The following is a 16211-nucleotide window of genomic DNA, read 5'->3' on the forward strand; positions in this document are numbered from 1 at the left end:
GATCGATCTAACTTCCACTTTCCGGTGTACGCCGGCAGGCCCACTTAAGGACGGAAGGAATACTCAGACCTTGTATTACGATTGAAAAAAGAACAACCCCAAACACAAGATCGATAAGCAACTTACGATATGCAAAATCAGCTGGCAGACCTAGCGCAAGCACCATCGATAGTCCACCACGCAAGCCACCCCAACTTAACACAGCAGTCCATGACGTCGGCAATTGTTCTTTGCTTCGTTGCACCGAACGCTTCACCAACCAAACGACAAAAAAACGTCCGATCAGCAACGACAGCCAGGCAAAGACCACAAGGTCAAGGTGCGAGCCAAGCCTGCGTAAATTGATTTCCTCACCAATAAGAAGAAAAACAAATGAATTGGAGACAAAGACCGCATACTCCCAAAAACCAGCTACCGCCTCATGACTGCGCTCCGATAGACCAAACTTTGCACCAACATTGCCACATGCCATACCAGCCGCGACGACAGCAAGCACACCCGATACATGCAGTTGCCCAGCAAACATATGACTTGCAAAAACCGCAACGGTGCTAAGCGTGATTTCAACTAAACGATCATCGCTAAAGGTCAGCAAATAGGAAACCAGTAAGCCAATGACTGCTCCAAGCCCAAGGCCACCTAAAACCTCCCAAGCGAAAAAGCGTGATACCCATGCAAAACTAAGCACGTGCTCCGTGTGTCCTAAGCTAAGATTCGCAGCCAGCACCGTAAAGAGCACCACAGCAACGCCATCGTTTAGCAGAGACTCACCTTCCATAACCACACTCAAACGTTTTGGGGCACCGAGTTCTTTGAAAAGCGCGATTACACTCACTGGATCAGTTGCCGCAAGCATCGAAGCAAAAAGCAGCGCAACACCCCAGCCCCAGTTGATTCCCGCATAGCGACCCAAATACACACTGAGCGTTGCAGCAATGGCGGTGGCGAGCAACACGCCGGGGAAGGCAAGCAATGTAATAATGCGAATGTTTTTGAAAAAAACGTTGAAACTTAAATGAAAAGCAGCTTCAAACAAAAGCACCGGCAAAAAAAAGTCCATCAACAAATGCGGTGTAAGACGCAAACCATGAAGAGGCAGACCGGGCCAGGTCCACGATAAATGCCGCAAAAGCAAACCCGCCGCCACCAGCGCCACCGTGTACGGAACACGAATCCGGGCTGCAATCACCGCAACGACACTGGCAACCAGCAATAACAAAAGAAGCGTGCTTTGCATGCTCCCAGTCCTACCTTTATCAAGATGGGATTGAAAGAGACACCCCCTCAACACGGGGTCACTTTCCCAGCAATTGCAGCCCTTTAAAACAGGCCTTTACGCCACCAGTTTTGCCGTTTCTCGCTACTCGCAAAAACTATCTCGCAGAGGTTCCATCTGGACGAAGGACACCTTTAAAACACTTGTCTCCTCGTACCTGCGTGCCAAACACGTCGAATTCCTTATCCCAGCCTTGGCGGCGGGCTCGATACTCGCTAAGCCATTTGGCGTACGAAGCTTGTCGCCCTTTAGCGGTAGTAGCAAGTGCGAGATACCAAGGACTCGGAGTCCACAGACACTCCGGAATCGTAAGACTTGGTTCACCTAGATGAATATTCTTGGTACTCCACGCTAAATAACGTTTTGGCATACCCGACAATTCGGGATTGAGATCAATATAGCCGCCAATAACTCTCATGTGATTGTCATTGGCGATCACCCGACATTCGTAGCGCTGTTCGAAAAGCTTGCCTGTTCCCCCTCGACGACGATTTCGATAGACGGCATATTTCTGACCAACAAACTTCATCAGCTTACTTAGTGTCTCGAGATTGGGCGGTGTCAGCGCATAGTGTATATGGTTTGTTAGTAATGCAATGTGATGAAGTAAGCAGGGATACTTACTCAAGCCTTCTTCCAAAATCATAAGGTAGCGGCGACGCTCGACACTCGACGAGAAAAGAGTTCTTCGATTATTTCCACGCATATAGACGTGATGAACTCGGTCGGGAACGAGCACTTGATAACGGCATTTTCTTGGCATCATCCTTTATCGGCTCCTTCTCAACGAAGTTTCCGAATTGGATCATTTTATTCCTTTAAAAAGCAGCGAAAATTAGGTGGAAAGTGACCCCGGGTTTTGTGGTAAAGCGTCATTTATGAAACAGCCATCCACCAGTCAAAAGGAGTACTTGATAAGTGGAGCGATTTTGCTTTTTGTCAGCCAGACTTGGCTATCCTCGGATCTATGGCCACTCTTTCCCCATGCCTTTGTGTTTGGCGCTTTGTTTGCAGCGCTCTTTGTGCTTGCCAGCAAACTTTTTCCATTGAATGATAAACGAAACAAATGGGCGGGAACCGCTGCTCTGTTGGTTCCTGTTTTATTCAGCGGAGCTCAGTTTACTCGCTCCGTATTGCACATTTTTGTCGCCAGTTTCGTTTCGTTACTCGTGCTCTGGATAGTGTGGCGACCACAGCGCTTCTCCAACGAACTTGAAAAAGACTTTTCTTTATTCAGACAACTTTTCGAATCAATAAGCGGCCATCCCGCACGTCTACTGGTCACAACCTTTGGCCTTTTGTGTGTGCTTGGAACGGTACTTCTTATGCTGCCTGCCGCCAGCACAACGCGATCGTTTGCGCTCGTCGACGCAGCGTTTACCTCTGTAAGCGCAGTGTGCGTCACCGGACTTATCGTCCTTGATACGCCCCATGATTTTAGCTCGTTTGGGCAGGGTGTCATTTTGTTTCTAATTCAGGTTGGCGGCTTAGGGATTATGACGCTTTCAACAGCAGTGCTTGGCCTGTTTGGAAACCGGATAAGCCTCAAGCACGAAAGCGCTGTTGCTGAAATCGCAAGCGCCACCAATCGCAGTTCTCTTTTGGGGGCCTTGAGTGTAACGCTACTTGTTACAGTGTGCTGCGAGAGCATCGGAGCTGGGCTTTTAGCGGTACTGTTTAAAAGCGATTCAATCCCTTGGTCAGGCGCCATTTGGAAAGGTGTTTTTACGGCGATCTCTGCGTTTTGCAACGCTGGCTTTGCCCTGGATAGCAGCAGCATCATTCCTCACCAACAAAACGCCTACATCATGCATACGGTGGCAACTCTTATAATCCTCGGAGGGCTTTCACCTGTTGTGATTTTGGGCATTCTTAAATTTCGAAAAGAGCGTTTATCGCTGCGTGCAAAAATCGTGTGCTACACAAGCGCAGCTTTGCTGGTTTTGGGCTTTGTTCTGTTTTTGCTTTTGGAGTGGAACCATTCACTTGAGGAATTAAGTATCGTAGAGCGCCTGCACAATGCATGGTTTCAATCCGTCACACTCCGTACGGCAGGCTTCAACTCTGTAGACCTTTCACAAACCACCGCGGCCACACGCACGATCATGATGATGCTTATGTTCATCGGTGGAAGTCCTGGCAGCACAGCTGGCGGCATCAAGACAACAACTTTATTTGTGCTTGTTATGGCTGTTATTGGCGCGTTACGTGGACGCTGGCAGGTCAATGTTTTCAAACGACACATTCCCAATCAAACGGTATTTCGCGCTGCTTCTATCACCGCCCTCGCCGCCTTTGGAGTGCTGTGTGCCAGCATCTTGCTTTACGCAAGCCAGCACATGCCCGCGGAACTGATCGCTTTTGAAGTGGTCTCTGCCATGGGAACTGTAGGATTATCACTTGGCGCAACGGCGCTGCTTGGATCCTTCGGCAAAGTTGTCATTATGATTTGTATGTTCATTGGCCGCGTAGGGCCTCTGAGTGCGCTCACGCTTTTTCACCTTGATCGAAAAGTAAGTGAGTGGTTTTATCCGGAAGAAGACATTGATGTGGGTTAGTGCATCAGCTAAGAGAATAATATGAAAAAACAAGCTCTCATTATCGGCCTTGGTCAATTTGGCATGGCTGCTGCAAAATCGCTTTCGGAACTTGGTGTCGAGGTTTTAGCAGTGGACAAGTCACAGCGCAGGGTCAGCATCGCCGCTGAGTTTGTTACTGAAGCCGTTCGTTTTGATGCCACCGATGAGCAAGCCCTGCTCAAAACGGCACCCAAAAACCGCGACGTTTGCATTTGCGCCATTGGCGATGAGTCGCGCGAATCCTCGATCTTGTGCACCGCGCTACTCCGACAAATGGGAGCCAAAAAGGTTTTTGCCCGAGGCAACGACCCTCTGCACGAACGAATCCTACGCTCGATTGGTGCACATGAAGTCATCAACCCCGAAGCCGAATTCGGCTCACGTATCGCAGCACACCTTGTCTATGAAGATGTTGTAGGCATCGTGACCATGGGCCGCGGCATGGCTTTTGGAGAACTGCACCTTCCGCCCTCCTTTGAGGGAAAAACATTAATCGACTTGGCCCTGCCGCGACGCTTCGGCGTCACCGTTGCCGCCATCGAACGGCAAGGCAAAACCACGGTTGCACCCAACCCGCAAATGCCTCTGGAAAAAGACGACGTCCTCGTTGTGATTTCTCAAAAAGAAAACATCGTTAAGCTTATGGAAGAGAGCGTATAGCATGCGCATTGCAAAAGAGATTCACCTTATCATGGTCGTTCTTTTGTTGGTGGTGTTTTCGGTCACCGCAATCGCTCTTTCTGCGCTCGCATCCGAAAACGCCATCGCTCACACAACGAGCCATGACGCATCGTCGTGGTCCGTCGCCGCCATCGGTATTATCGGCCTGACACTTGTGCTTTTTCTGTGGTCTCGAATTCGCCTAAGGATCCTTGCCCCCTTATTTGAAATAGCCGAAGTCCTCTCCCAAGTTGAGTCTGGCAACTCTTGGCGTCGTGTTCATCTCGAGCATGCTGCCGATGATGTTCACCTCTTAGCCGAACGTCTCAACAAAAGTTTTGATAAAGCCACTAGCACAACACTCAAGGATGAATAACTTTTAGACGCAAATAGCCCAATACTTTAGCATCAGCATTTAGACTACGCACCGCTAGGCTTAAAGTAAACTGTTTCGTTGTTGTGTTTGTCTTCGGCAGTTGCTTGCTCTCCAACATGGCCATTCCCACAAGCTCATCACGGGTCGCATCCGCATCAAAGATCATAAAACGCAAAGGTAAGTCTAGCTCAGTAAAACGCCGCGGCAACTTTCGGTTAAAGACAGCACGCTTATTGTCCTGAACGGTGTTTGTGCGATCCAGCTGTCGTTGCTCTTGCCCGTAAGATGAAACAACAAAGATGTCAGGTCTTCCGCCAAGTAAATCCCAGTCACGGCCGTTGGCGTCTTTGCCCGCCAACTGCACATCAAGCAAACTGACTTCAACCGGATAGTGCACTGCACTGGCACCTTGTAGCTGCGCGCCTTGCTGATGAAGCAACGCTTCAGGCATATCGCGGTAGCGCAAGGTCACCGGCTCTGCATTCCCCGCAGCAGGTGTGATCATGACCACTAGAGGGCATGACAGGTCTGGCAATTTAATGCTTTCTAACATGCCAACTTTGTCAATTTTTGATAGTTTTCTTGCCAACTTTGGCATGTCGCTTGAAAAGGCCTGCTCGCCGCGCAGAAAGTCTTGCATGAGCTCGGCACACAACACCGATAGCTCCGCGGCATGGCCAGTTTCAAGTCCGACTTGCAGCACTCGCGGCTCAGGCTGCTGTGGAATCGGTCCAAGGATATCCCAACCCCCAGGCCAGATTTTCGAACGGCCGTTAATCAACCACTGTCCTTCGAGCAAATTATCAAACGGTCGTTTAGGCAGCTCACCCAGCGCAAGCTGACCCACCATAAAGTCGGATTGTTGTTTGCCGAGATCGATACTCAAGGTAAAACCCTTAGCCAAAATACGCTTGAAGCGTTCGGTGCCCGTGTGCCGGGCTTGCTCGACAGCTTGTGCATCAACGCTGCTGCCTGCAAAATCAAGCACACCACCAACCACCGACGAAAAGACGTTGGTCGCTCTCGCGCTCACATCGCCTTTCGGCTGCACATTGGCCTGCACTGCACCATCGGGAATCAGCCATAAAGAAACGACTTTCTTCGTTGGCTCATAACCAAGATGTGCCTTGGCCCGAAACGAAGCCGAAGCATCAAAAAATAGATATTGCTTGACCTGAAAACCAGAACTTTGTTGATCCACCCAAGTAAAACCACTGCCTTGCAAAAAGACTTCAAGTACATCGTCTTTGATTTGGCTCTGACAGCTATCAATGTTCCACCTCCCTACCGCAGGAGCACTTGCCGCAAGAGGGCCCTCGGGAGCGCCTTCTTCTGGCAGCGCTACAAAACTACCTTGCACCCGCGCGCAAAGCTGCGGCGCCAGGACATCCCGCAAGAGGGCCTCTATCTCCGGTTGGCTGGCGGCTTTTTGCTCTTGCACCGGACAGCTGACTGTTGCTTGTCCTGCAGACGATGCACCGGATCCGCCACAGGCAACCACCCACACAAGTGTTCCAATCAACACGCTCAATAATTTCATCTTGTTTCTTCTGATTTGCATCGGAGTCATTTTACTCAGTACCTTGCCGACGCAACCATACGAAGCCGCAAACGGACTTGTCTAGCTTCGTGTGCTGAAAAGTATTGAGGCATGAGCTGACGCACTGTGAAAAGTTTTGACTTTATGCATGCCTCTATTTTTGAAATTGATACACGCCAAACAAGAACCAGCAATCCGTGGCATTTTTTCCAAGAAGTCGATGCGTTTTTTAGTTAATTTGACCCGGTAAGTCACGCAGTCGCTGAATTTGGTCGCTGGTTATCTCCACAAAGGTATCTACATGATCGTTACTTGGTGTGCTGGGTAAGGATCCTCTGAGGCGATCGAGCCAGTCATGTTCCGGAACGATTTCCAATGCGATTGATTGAAACTCTTGTATTCGGTTTGCCAGACGGGTAGACCCAACCGAAAGCACATCCAGCCACGCGTCATCGAAAATGTCTTCCATCGCTGCGATCCAAAGCCTGGCGTTGTCCTCGCTCATGAACGCAACAAACGCAGCCATATACTGCATGTACTCTTCAAGTACCTCGTCTGCCGTCCTTCCGACAAATTCAATTTCATCGGCTTGCTCCTTCGCAAAATTTTCGATAAACGTGACCAGGATAAGTCTGGGATCACCCGACTGGCCTCGTCGTAGGTCTGCAGGGTCAACCTCGAAAAGGGGATCAAGAAAACTATCGATTCGCTCAAGGTAGCTTTGTGAGAACAATTCGAAATCCAGTCCGTTGGGAGGATTGTTATTTCTCAGAAAGTCTATTAACTCGTCAACCATGGTATCCAGAGTCTGTGCAAACCGAACATCTTCAGATGCGACTTGTGCATAGATATCGGTGTGCATGATGATTAAGTTTGAAGCAAAAGCGTAAAACTCCTCTAGTTGTTCGGTGCTACGAAGGCCAACGAGTTGCTCAGAAATAGCAAAGACATCTTCCGTGGTTTGGTAGAGTATTTCCAACCAGCGCCGACTTTCTTCGGGGTGAAGCACGCTGTGAACCAGCTGTCTGAGATGGTCTCCAAAGAGATTGTCAAAAAACGCTTCCGCACTATCAAGGTTCGGCATTGCAGTAAAAGCCCGGGAAATGAGCCATTCATCAAGTATTTCTAGCTTGTTGGGTGCTTGCTGTATCAAATCCAGCCATTGTTGGTCGGTCAAGTTGCCGCGGCTTCCATGATATTGAAAATATTTCTCAATAATTTCTCCTGCGCTAAGTTCATCAAGCGTACCCAGCTGTTTCAGCTGAGCAAGCTCTTCTTGGCATCGCTTTAAGACATAGACAATCTGTGAGTTGCTGCCTACGAAGCCTACTTCCGGTCCTCTCATTCCAAGCACTTGTCTCAAATATTCCATAGGCTCGAACTCATCTAAATGAGGAGGATCTGTGTGGGGTGTAATTTCGTCGATGGCCGAAGCGGCGTGGCTGAGCGCTGCATCGGGCGTAAGCAACTCGGTGACTGCATGTTGCAAATCGAGTACGTCTACCACGCTGAACATGACATCGTAGACAGCGACAGCGCTCATGATTCCGGAATGGTCACTGACTTCGATGGCTTCTTTAGGGGGAAACATGGCGTAGTCTGATCCCATGAAAGCTAAGGTGTGAGCAGCCTTGGCGAACTCAGCAAGGGCAAGAGCATCTATACCACCAGCCACCGTCGCTATACCGCACGCGCCTAGGCCTAGGATGCGAATGACAGGATGCAACGCCCCGGCCAGACTGAGGACAAAGCATGCGCCTGAAGCCACAAGCGTCCAACCGCTGTCTTCCCGCAGAGCATTGGCTTGTGCGAGCAATCGGTCATGGGCGGCTTGCAATCCGAGAGGCTGGCCAAAATCATCATAACCACCATAAAACGACATGAGCTCTAGGGTTTCTGCCGCAAGGGCTATTTGCCAGGCGTTTTCAATGCTGGAGTTTGACGCCATCATGGCCTGAATCGTTGCTTGCGCTTGTTCATTGTTAGTCACATTTGCGTTCAATGTTTCGATAAGCGCTTCAACAAAGATCGTTAATGCTTGCTTTGTTGTAAGCCCTGCATCCACTGCAGAGGCAAACGAAGCAATGTCGCTTTCAGGTAGACCAAAACTTTGAGCTAGACGGCCCAGTCGTTGTGCTCTGATTTCTTTTGGCACATCTTCGGAATTCAGCAAGGAGAACACCGCGACTTGTGCGTACTCACCTAGGCTTCCATGGAAGGCACGAATGGGAGTGTTGTCCGGTCCATTGCGCTCAGGAGCGAGCTCCGAGTCAATCCACACATCGTAGCGCACCATGGGATAAAGCTGAGAGGCTGAAATCAGCGCTTGTAGCTGCTCGGTATACAGCATATGCGCCATTTCCGATGTTTCTTTGATGCGTTGCAGGGCGCTGAGCGTTTCGGTTGCAAGTGGATCGATGCCTTGCTCCAAATACGAGGAATAGAAACCGACGGTTTGATGAATAGCATTGGCTTCGCTAAGGTCGATCACCAAAAGTTCGGGGTGTGTCTCGTTGATCTGATTCAAGCGATCAACAATTTGCTGACTGTAACCCATGCAACGATCGAGTAATGCTCGGTACGGATCGCCAGCTACGAGGCGCTGTCCTGAGTAGCGTTCGGAGTATTCGCTGCACTTTTCGAACTCGGCATCCACATTAAAGCCCATGTCTTCAAACTCTTCCACGTGATGATCGATGCCTCGTTCAGGATGCGTAAGATTGAAATACAAACCGGTGTACTGAGCGGCAATGCGCAGTAAGCTCTGCTCGCTTTGAGACAGACCATCGCCGGTGGCTTGTCGCTCGAAGGCTCCGGAGCCCAAAGCTTTAACATAACGTAGCGTCTCTTCGAGACCTTGTTTCTGCTGGTTCAGGAGCGGAAGAACAACATCGGAGCCAAGTCTTGTGACGTAGTCACGATCACTGAGCTGTTCAGCGGCAAGGCTTTGCGCATTGGCTTTTGCTTGGTTTGCATCAAAGGCAATGGCCTTTAGTGCGGGATGCGAAGCAAGATAGGCCTGGGTACTGGGCGCAGTGGTCGTTTCATCTATCCAGCGAAGTGCTTTGCCTTGAACGATTCCTTGTCCCGATTGCGGAATGAAGCACTGGCCGTTTGCATAGACATATTGGTTTCCATAGTGGGCTGCACAACAGGTTGCACTGTAACATCGCAACTCCGATGTTTCTTTGCCACTGTCCGACCCGAGTTCGGGAATGAGACCGCAGGCCGTCAAGCTCACAAAAGCGAAGTATGCAGTAAGTATTTTGGAGATAGATCTAGGATAAAAAAATTTCATTCCAAACCCCACGTTGCAAATTCCGTTCCAGAAAGAAAAACCAGAACACTCCCTGTTGGATACCGAATTTATTCAAAGATCTTTATTGCGATTTGCAAGGCCACACATTGACATACCCGAACTATCTTCACTGCTGGGGTCATCTGGGTATAGGAAATCGGTGCACCTGCGTGCAAACCTGGCATCGCATGAGCCTCGATTTACGATGATAATGACCAGCATGAATGTGGTGAGTTTTCCTGGGGTATCAATCACTACCAATCACTGCTGCCAACGCGTTTTGTTTTGTGGATGGGGTCTGCAACTTCCAGCACTGATCCGAATGCCATGGCAAACTTCGGTACGCGGGCTTATTCGAAGAAATTGCGTCTTTTTTTTGGGCACAGCTTTTGCATTTGCTTTGCACTATGACTTGGAAAATTAGAGCTTACATGTGCGTTTTTCTCTGCTTGTCACTGACTTTGTCAAGTTGCATGGCCGAAACACCCCAGGATGATGTGGCAGTCGATAGCGCCGAGAGTATGACAGGCTTTCTCTTTACTGAGCTTGGCGCCGGTATTTTGGTTTGGGAAGCAGCCGTTGTCGTTGGAGGAGTCATTCTTTGATACTTAGCTGCGCTTGAAGCACAAGGCTACGATGTGCCCGATGCGCTATGGGACACCGCCAACACCATGGTGAGCGGTGCACAATACATTGCTGATAACGCCTGGCCCACCTTGCAAGCCTTGGGCGATCAAGTCTGGGACATGATACAACTACTTGCCCAAGTTACTGGGCAAAAGCTCTATGCGATTGCTCAGAGCCTCACCCAAGAGCTGTCACAGCGCATGGCTGCAATCGAGATGGGACTGCCTGCTGCCGATACCTTTGGCAGCGAAGCTTTCAGGGAGCATATCCAACGGCTTATCGAGCTAGGCGGCCACCCGCGCCTTGCCACACCCAATCCCTACGATCCAAACGATCCCATGAACAATCCGGATTGGTGCGACGCCATGGTCACAGGAGCACGTGCGCTAAGTGAAAGCAATGGCTACTTCGAGTTTCTTACGCCACAAACCGTGGGGGCCGAATCTTTCCTTACAAGCGCATCCGGTTTCTTCTCGTTTGGTCCAACGGGAGTACCCCTTTTGAGTGTCACCTACATGCGCGCACTGCAACGAGGCACTGGTAGTATCTGCAAGTTTTTGTCTCGTATGCTTGCCTGCGGGCGAGCTCATGGTCTGGACAGCGTTCGAGTCAGCCTAACGCGACCCGAAAATTTTGTTCTTGAGAAAATGGTTCGAAACTTTGGCGAACCGCTTTCAAACCAGGTGGGCACCGTCTGGAACCTGCAAACCGAAGGTTTTATGTGCGTCGATGGTCTAGAAAGCGGAACCGTCACTCAAATTCACTATCTTCCATAACAGTTCCGACGTCGATCATAAAAGTCTACAGAATCCCTAAGTTGTTCTATAGAAATCATGGTACCTAACTCAGCTTCTCCCGCGAACAAAGCAACGTCTACCAGATTTCGATCTCTGGGGCTGGTGATTGGGCAGCGGTATCGGAGTGAAGTTCTATGTACAGCACTGAATATCGCGCTTTATCGTCGGGGAGTTTAGCGCGCGTGCGTTGCTCGCCTTGTTGGACTTGCAAGCAGCCTATGAACTGCGGGCTTGGTAAGCAGTTACTGTAGAAAAACAGCACTTGATCATTGGAAGTCACAGTCGAAACAAGCACCCTTTCAGTCGGATTTTTCCGAATAGGAAATTGATAAAAGCGTGACGCAGCGTACTTTCGCCATGCCGAACAGATTTCGAAATTTTGTTCGATTTCTACTACTGGACTTACATCCGAAAACTGAGAAATGGTGGACTGATTCACCATCGCTGACACGCAACTTTGAGCATCTGAATCATTGCATTGGCCATCCACACAAAGCTGGTCGATTCCGCATGACCTTTTGCAATCACCACAATGCTGCACATCAACGTCAACATCAACGCAATACAGCCCACAAAGTCGCTGCGGAGCTTCACATACGATTTCACTGTCTTCGGAGGCTGCAGCGCATTCAGAATCGCTATTGTCCGTGCGTCCATCACCGTCGTTATCCACACCGTCGTCGCAGGAGCTACTTAAATATGGATTGAGTCCGCAACTCGCTACAAGTACAAAGCAAACACACCATTTCATAGGCTGTACCCCACGCTAAGTGACACAGGAACGGGATAGCTTTTCGTTCACGCTCAAGATCAAAGGCTATGCCTGCGCGCGCACCAAACCAAAAGCCATTCTCTGACCACGGCAGCCATCGCAATCCAGCACACATGGACATCACCCAGCCACCCGAGGTGTCATCCTTAAGCGAACGCACAAAAGCATAGCCCGCTTGAAACCAAGGAAAGGGGCGGAGCACTCCGTCAAGCAACTCCCAGCCCACGCTGAGACTTGCCGTAGCAAAAGGTGCGAGAACTTCACCCTTTACAAACAAACCAAAATCAAACAGGTAGCCACCCGCAGCGAAGGGCCAAACGCCGCCGGAAGGAAGCAGCAGATTGCTAAGCAATCCACCTTGCAAGAACAAACCTGAATCTGAAAGCCACTTTTCCTCTTCCTTGGGTGATGTTTTATCAGAAACCTCTATTTCAGGTCGCATTTGATTCTCAAGTTTACGTTGTGAGTTTTCAATTTTCTCTCGCAAGGAATCGCTAGGCTCTTTTTTGTCCAATGCTCGTTGGTAGTACTCTAACGCCTGCTTAGCTCGACCTTGCTTTTCGTAGACAATGCCTATGGCATATAGAATTCCCGCAGAGGGATATTTAATAAAGCCTCATCAAGCAAAGACAACGCCTGCTCATAGTCGCCTTGAGCAGCACGGTGTTGAGCTTGCTGATACAAAAGACGCGCAGCTTTTTTATCTTGCACTGAACTCTGAGCATGGGCCGTGACCGAGAAAAATAAGCACAGCACTATCAACACACGCATCATAATGTTGGAAGCTAGTCCAGTGCCTAGCTATTTTGCAAGCAAACTCCGCTTTGATAAAGGATCAGAGTTAATCACCAAAGACTTCATCAACCTTTGGCAAGATATTCGTTTTGTTTTTTTTCGGGGTCTTTTTGCTGGTATTGAGTTTTTGTTGCTTTGTCGAAGAGACATTTGCTCTTTGCTTGGGAACCTTCGATGCACCGGTATTGGGGGGCGGTAGCAACTCAATACCTGAATCCAAGCTTTTAGTGTCCTCGATCTCTTGGCTTGATACTTGGATCCTTTTAGCTGCCTTGGGAACTTGAGAACGCGTGGCTGCGTAAATTCCAACACCTAGCAGACTAACAGCAATCACGATCAACAGAATGCCTAAACGGTAGCTCTTCAAGCGAGGCGTATGAAGACTAACTGTCGGAGCGGTACCAAAAACCGATTTAGGATCAGTTGAAGAAGGATATTTCGACGCTGCACTCAGAATCTCGCGCAATGCTGCTACAAATGCTATGCAGCTTGAAAACCGTCTGTGCACAGAGCGTGAAAGCGCTCTCTCAAAAGCATGATCGAGGCTGCGATTTTCGTAGCCAAGCTCGCTTGGCAGCCTGGGCTCTTTGGTCAGAATCGCTACAAGCATTCTCGAGGGGCTATCCACTTCATAAGGAAGCTCCCCGGTAAATAGCTCAAGTGCTATGGCCGCAAAGGCATAACGATCAGCTTCGGGGCCTATATGTTTACTGCCTTCAGCTTGCTCTGGCGCCATGTATGCCGGGGTGCCAAGCACCGATCCAGTTTGCGTGGCCAAGGAGTGTTTACTTTCGGTGTTTTTGGCTAAACCAAAATCAAGCACTTTGACAAAGTCGCGTCCGGCTGCGCCTTGTATCACAAAAACATTATCTGGTTTCAAATCTCGATGAATCACGCCACGTTCATGCGCGTAGTCAACCGCAGAAGCAATCTGCTCCAACAACTCTAGAGTTCTTTGCTCTGGCAGAAGAGTTTCTTCGATCAACTCGCGCAAGCAATGACCTTCGAGCCATTCAAGTGCGATAAAATAACGACCATCATCGAGACGATCAAAATCAAACACCTTGATGATATGCGGATGGTTAAGCTCTGCCGCTAACCTTGCCTCGCGTTCAAAACGTTTTTGCGCATCCTCAGTATCGCGATACTCAGCATTGAGTACTTTAATGGCGACCGTATGTCCCAATCGCAAATGCGTTCCACGGTAGACCCTTCCAATGCCGCCGTCGGCTACATGGGCGTCCACCCGGTAGCTACCGGCAAGCACTTTGCCAATTAAGGAATCCTGCATCGCGCTGCGATAGTAGCACTTTTCTTCGTGGCTTCACGAGACAATGCCAGTTTTAATGCATCGTGATAACGGACAGGTCAAAGTCGTGTTCGCGCACGATTCAATTGTGCGCACATCTTTCGAATAACATGCTGAGGTGCTGCCCCGAGAGCACTAGGTCTCGGCAGCACCTCAGATGTTTATACCGCGCAAACAGTTTCTTAGAACAGAACTAGCGGTTGATTAGGCGCGTTCTTCAAACTCTGCATCGATGACGTCGTCTTTTTTCTTGTCATCGCTAGCTTCATCGGATGAACCAGAAGCTGCTCCTTCGGCCGCAGCCCCACCTGAAGCGGTAGCGGCTTCGTAAGCCTTGGTGGCAACTTCTTGCATGAGTGCTTCAACTTCTTTGATGCCACTTTCGATAGCTGAGGCGTCGTTCTTTTCAATCGACTCACGTAGAGTCTTGATTTTACCCTCGACCTCTTCGACCTTGGCTTTTTCTAGTTTATCGCCAGCTTCTTTGACTGATTTTTCAACCGAGTAGCAAAGCTGATCGGCTTTGTTGCGAAGTTCGATTTCTTCGCGTCGCTTTTTGTCTTCTGCTTCGTGCGAGGCTGCATCATCGACCATCTTCGAGACTTCATCTTCTGAAAGGCCAATGCGTGCTTCGATTTTCACGTTCTGCTCTTTGCCAGACACTTCGTCTTTGGCATTGACCGAAAGAATACCGTTGGCGTCAATATCAAAGGTAACTTTGATCTTAGGCACACCGCGAGGCGCAGGCATAATGCCATCAAGGAAGAAACGACCCAGTGTGCGGTTGTCGCTAGCTTGAGCACGTTCTCCTTGGAGTACATGAATCTCAACCCGTGGTTGATTGTCATCGGCCGTCGAAAAGACTTCTTCTTTTTTGGTTGGAATCGTTGTGTTACGCGCAATGAGCGTGGTCATGACGCCACCAAGGGTTTCCACACCCAAGGAAAGCGGAGTCACGTCCAAAAGCACCATGTCTTTAACATCGCCTGCGAGCACACCGGCCTGGACCGCGGCACCAATGGCTACCACTTCATCAGGGTTCACACCGCGATGAGGATCGCGACCAAAGAATTTCTTGACCGCTTCTTGCACCATTGGAATACGGGTTGAGCCACCCACCAGCACCACTTCTTGAATGTCGCTTGCCGCTTTGCCAGCATCCGCCAAGGCTTTTTTGCATGGCTCGAGGGAGCGCTGCACCAAGTCGTCAATCATCGACTCAAACTTCGCTCGCGTCAGCTTGAGGTTGAGATGCTTAGGTCCGGATGCATCCGCCGTAAGGAAAGGCAGATTGACTGTGGTCTCAAGTTTTGATGAAAGCTCAATCTTTGCTTTCTCAGCTGCGTCTTTAAGACGTTGCAGCACCATTTTATCTTTCGAAACGTCGATGCCTTGATCTTTCTTGAACTCTTCAATCAAGTATTGCATCACAAGCTCATCGAGGTCATCACCACCCAGAGAGGTGTCACCGTTGGTGCTGATCACTTGGACAACGTTATCGCCGACCTCCAAAATCGAGATATCAAAGGTACCACCACCAAAGTCGTAGACCGCAATGAGTTGCTCGTTTTTCTTATCAAGTCCGTAGGCAAGTGCCGCAGCAGTTGGCTCGTTGACAATACGCTTAACCTCAAGCCCAGCAATTTTGCCAGCATCTTTCGTGGCTTGGCGCTGCGAGTCGTTAAAATAAGCGGGTACCGTAATCACCGCTTCGGTGACTGGCTCGCCAAGATAGTTCTCAGCTGCCGTTTTGAGTTTACGCAGCACGTGTGAAGAGACTTCGGGTGCGGCAATGGATTTACCTCGCACTTCAAAACCCGCATCGCCGTTTGGTCGTTTGACGACTTTGTAGGCTGCTTTGGATGCAACGGCTTCGACTTCATCAAAACGACGGCCGATAAAACGTTTTGCCGAAAAGACGGTGCCTTCTGGGTTGGTAATGGCCTGACGTTTTGCAATCTGGCCCACCAGAACGTGGTCTTGGTCATCCCAAGCAACGACCGATGGCGTAATGCGATCGCCTTCCTCATTGACAATCACTTTAGGCTCTTTGCCCTCCATCACCGCAACTACTGAGTTTGTCGTCCCTAAATCGATACCAATAATTTTTCCCATGTTCCTACTCCTCCAAGGGCCTGTGCGATTGCCCGGCGCTTTTTTCAGGTTTTCAGGACTTGTTGCA

At 49.6% G+C, this 16211-nt stretch carries 13 protein-coding genes; 4 read left to right on the plus strand and 9 right to left on the minus strand.

Annotated features, from left to right (window positions below; genetic code table 11):
* Positions 1-7 precede the first annotated feature (7 nt).
* Positions 8-1237 (minus strand): sodium:proton antiporter, encoded by a 1230-nt coding sequence (locus IPJ88_01810; GenBank protein ID QQR90505.1) that lies wholly within the window; start codon positions 1235-1237, stop codon positions 8-10.
* 136 nt (positions 1238-1373) lie between these two features.
* Positions 1374-2042, minus strand: coding sequence for a transposase (locus IPJ88_01815; GenBank protein ID QQR90506.1), 669 nt, complete (start codon positions 2040-2042; stop codon positions 1374-1376).
* Positions 2043-2154: 112 nt separating this feature from the next.
* On the opposite strand from IPJ88_01815, the gene IPJ88_01820 reads away from it, so the two are divergent.
* Genes IPJ88_01820 through IPJ88_01830 form a run of 3 tightly spaced genes read left to right on the plus strand, consistent with a single transcriptional unit; the run spans position 2155 to position 4891 of the window.
* Positions 2155-3834, plus strand: a complete 1680-nt coding sequence (locus tag IPJ88_01820) for a hypothetical protein (GenBank protein ID QQR90507.1) — start codon at positions 2155-2157, stop codon at positions 3832-3834.
* A 21-nt stretch (positions 3835-3855) separates the two neighbouring features.
* Positions 3856-4515 carry a TrkA family potassium uptake protein gene (locus IPJ88_01825; GenBank protein QQR90508.1) on the plus strand — a complete coding sequence of 220 codons (660 nt, stop codon included), beginning with the start codon at positions 3856-3858 and terminating at the stop codon, positions 4513-4515.
* Between the two features lies 1 nt (position 4516).
* Positions 4517-4891 (plus strand): hypothetical protein, encoded by a 375-nt coding sequence (locus IPJ88_01830; protein QQR90509.1) that lies wholly within the window; start codon positions 4517-4519, stop codon positions 4889-4891.
* Here IPJ88_01830 and IPJ88_01835 read toward each other — a convergent pair.
* A complete protein-coding gene (locus tag IPJ88_01835; protein ID QQR90510.1) occupies positions 4878-6431 on the minus strand; it encodes a hypothetical protein in 1554 nt (517 codons plus the stop codon). The genes IPJ88_01830 and IPJ88_01835 overlap by 14 nt on opposite strands.
* Positions 6432-6660: 229 nt before the next feature.
* Positions 6661-9672, minus strand: coding sequence for a hypothetical protein (locus IPJ88_01840; protein ID QQR90511.1), 3012 nt, complete (start codon positions 9670-9672; stop codon positions 6661-6663).
* Between the two features lie 695 nt (positions 9673-10367).
* On the opposite strand from IPJ88_01840, the gene IPJ88_01845 reads away from it, so the two are divergent.
* Positions 10368-11132, plus strand: a complete 765-nt coding sequence (locus IPJ88_01845) for a hypothetical protein (GenBank protein QQR90512.1) — start codon at positions 10368-10370, stop codon at positions 11130-11132.
* A gap of 97 nt (positions 11133-11229) precedes the next feature.
* Here IPJ88_01845 and IPJ88_01850 read toward each other — a convergent pair whose 3' ends face one another.
* From IPJ88_01850 to dnaK, 5 genes are all read right to left on the minus strand, one after another.
* Positions 11230-11904, minus strand: a complete 675-nt coding sequence (locus IPJ88_01850) for a hypothetical protein (protein ID QQR90513.1) — start codon at positions 11902-11904, stop codon at positions 11230-11232.
* On the minus strand, positions 11843-12439 hold the full coding sequence (locus IPJ88_01855) for a hypothetical protein (GenBank protein QQR90514.1): 597 nt from the start codon (positions 12437-12439) through the stop codon (positions 11843-11845). Before IPJ88_01855 ends, IPJ88_01850 begins: the two co-directional genes overlap by 62 nt.
* 59 nt (positions 12440-12498) lie before the next feature.
* Entirely contained in the window at positions 12499-12699 is a 201-nt protein-coding gene (locus IPJ88_01860) for a hypothetical protein (GenBank protein QQR90515.1), read from the minus strand.
* A gap of 67 nt (positions 12700-12766) precedes the next feature.
* Entirely contained in the window at positions 12767-14011 is a 1245-nt protein-coding gene (locus IPJ88_01865; GenBank protein ID QQR90516.1) for a serine/threonine protein kinase, read from the minus strand.
* A gap of 222 nt (positions 14012-14233) precedes the next feature.
* Positions 14234-16144, minus strand: coding sequence for a molecular chaperone DnaK (gene dnaK, locus IPJ88_01870; GenBank protein QQR90517.1), 1911 nt, complete (start codon positions 16142-16144; stop codon positions 14234-14236).
* Positions 16145-16211 lie beyond the last annotated feature (67 nt).

Source organism: Myxococcales bacterium (assembly GCA_016699535.1).
Lineage (GTDB): Bacteria > Myxococcota_A > Polyangia > Polyangiales.

What these genes read in the sequence shown, in the direction of transcription:
- dnaK (QQR90517.1), bottom strand. Translation starts at nt 16,144, where the DNA reads ATGGGAAAAATTATTGGTATCGATTTAGGGACGACAAACTCAGTAGTT.
- IPJ88_01860 (QQR90515.1), bottom strand. Translation starts at nt 12,699, where the DNA reads ATGATGCGTGTGTTGATAGTGCTGTGCTTATTTTTCTCGGTCACGGCC.
- IPJ88_01825 (QQR90508.1), top strand. Translation starts at nt 3,856, where the DNA reads ATGAAAAAACAAGCTCTCATTATCGGCCTTGGTCAATTTGGCATGGCT.
- IPJ88_01865 (QQR90516.1), bottom strand. Translation starts at nt 14,011, where the DNA reads ATGCAGGATTCCTTAATTGGCAAAGTGCTTGCCGGTAGCTACCGGGTG.
- IPJ88_01810 (QQR90505.1), bottom strand. Translation starts at nt 1,237, where the DNA reads ATGCAAAGCACGCTTCTTTTGTTATTGCTGGTTGCCAGTGTCGTTGCG.
- IPJ88_01850 (QQR90513.1), bottom strand. Translation starts at nt 11,904, where the DNA reads ATGAAATGGTGTGTTTGCTTTGTACTTGTAGCGAGTTGCGGACTCAAT.
- IPJ88_01835 (QQR90510.1), bottom strand. Translation starts at nt 6,431, where the DNA reads ATGAAATTATTGAGCGTGTTGATTGGAACACTTGTGTGGGTGGTTGCC.
- IPJ88_01830 (QQR90509.1), top strand. Translation starts at nt 4,517, where the DNA reads ATGCGCATTGCAAAAGAGATTCACCTTATCATGGTCGTTCTTTTGTTG.
- IPJ88_01820 (QQR90507.1), top strand. Translation starts at nt 2,155, where the DNA reads ATGAAACAGCCATCCACCAGTCAAAAGGAGTACTTGATAAGTGGAGCG.
- IPJ88_01815 (QQR90506.1), bottom strand. Translation starts at nt 2,042, where the DNA reads ATGATGCCAAGAAAATGCCGTTATCAAGTGCTCGTTCCCGACCGAGTT.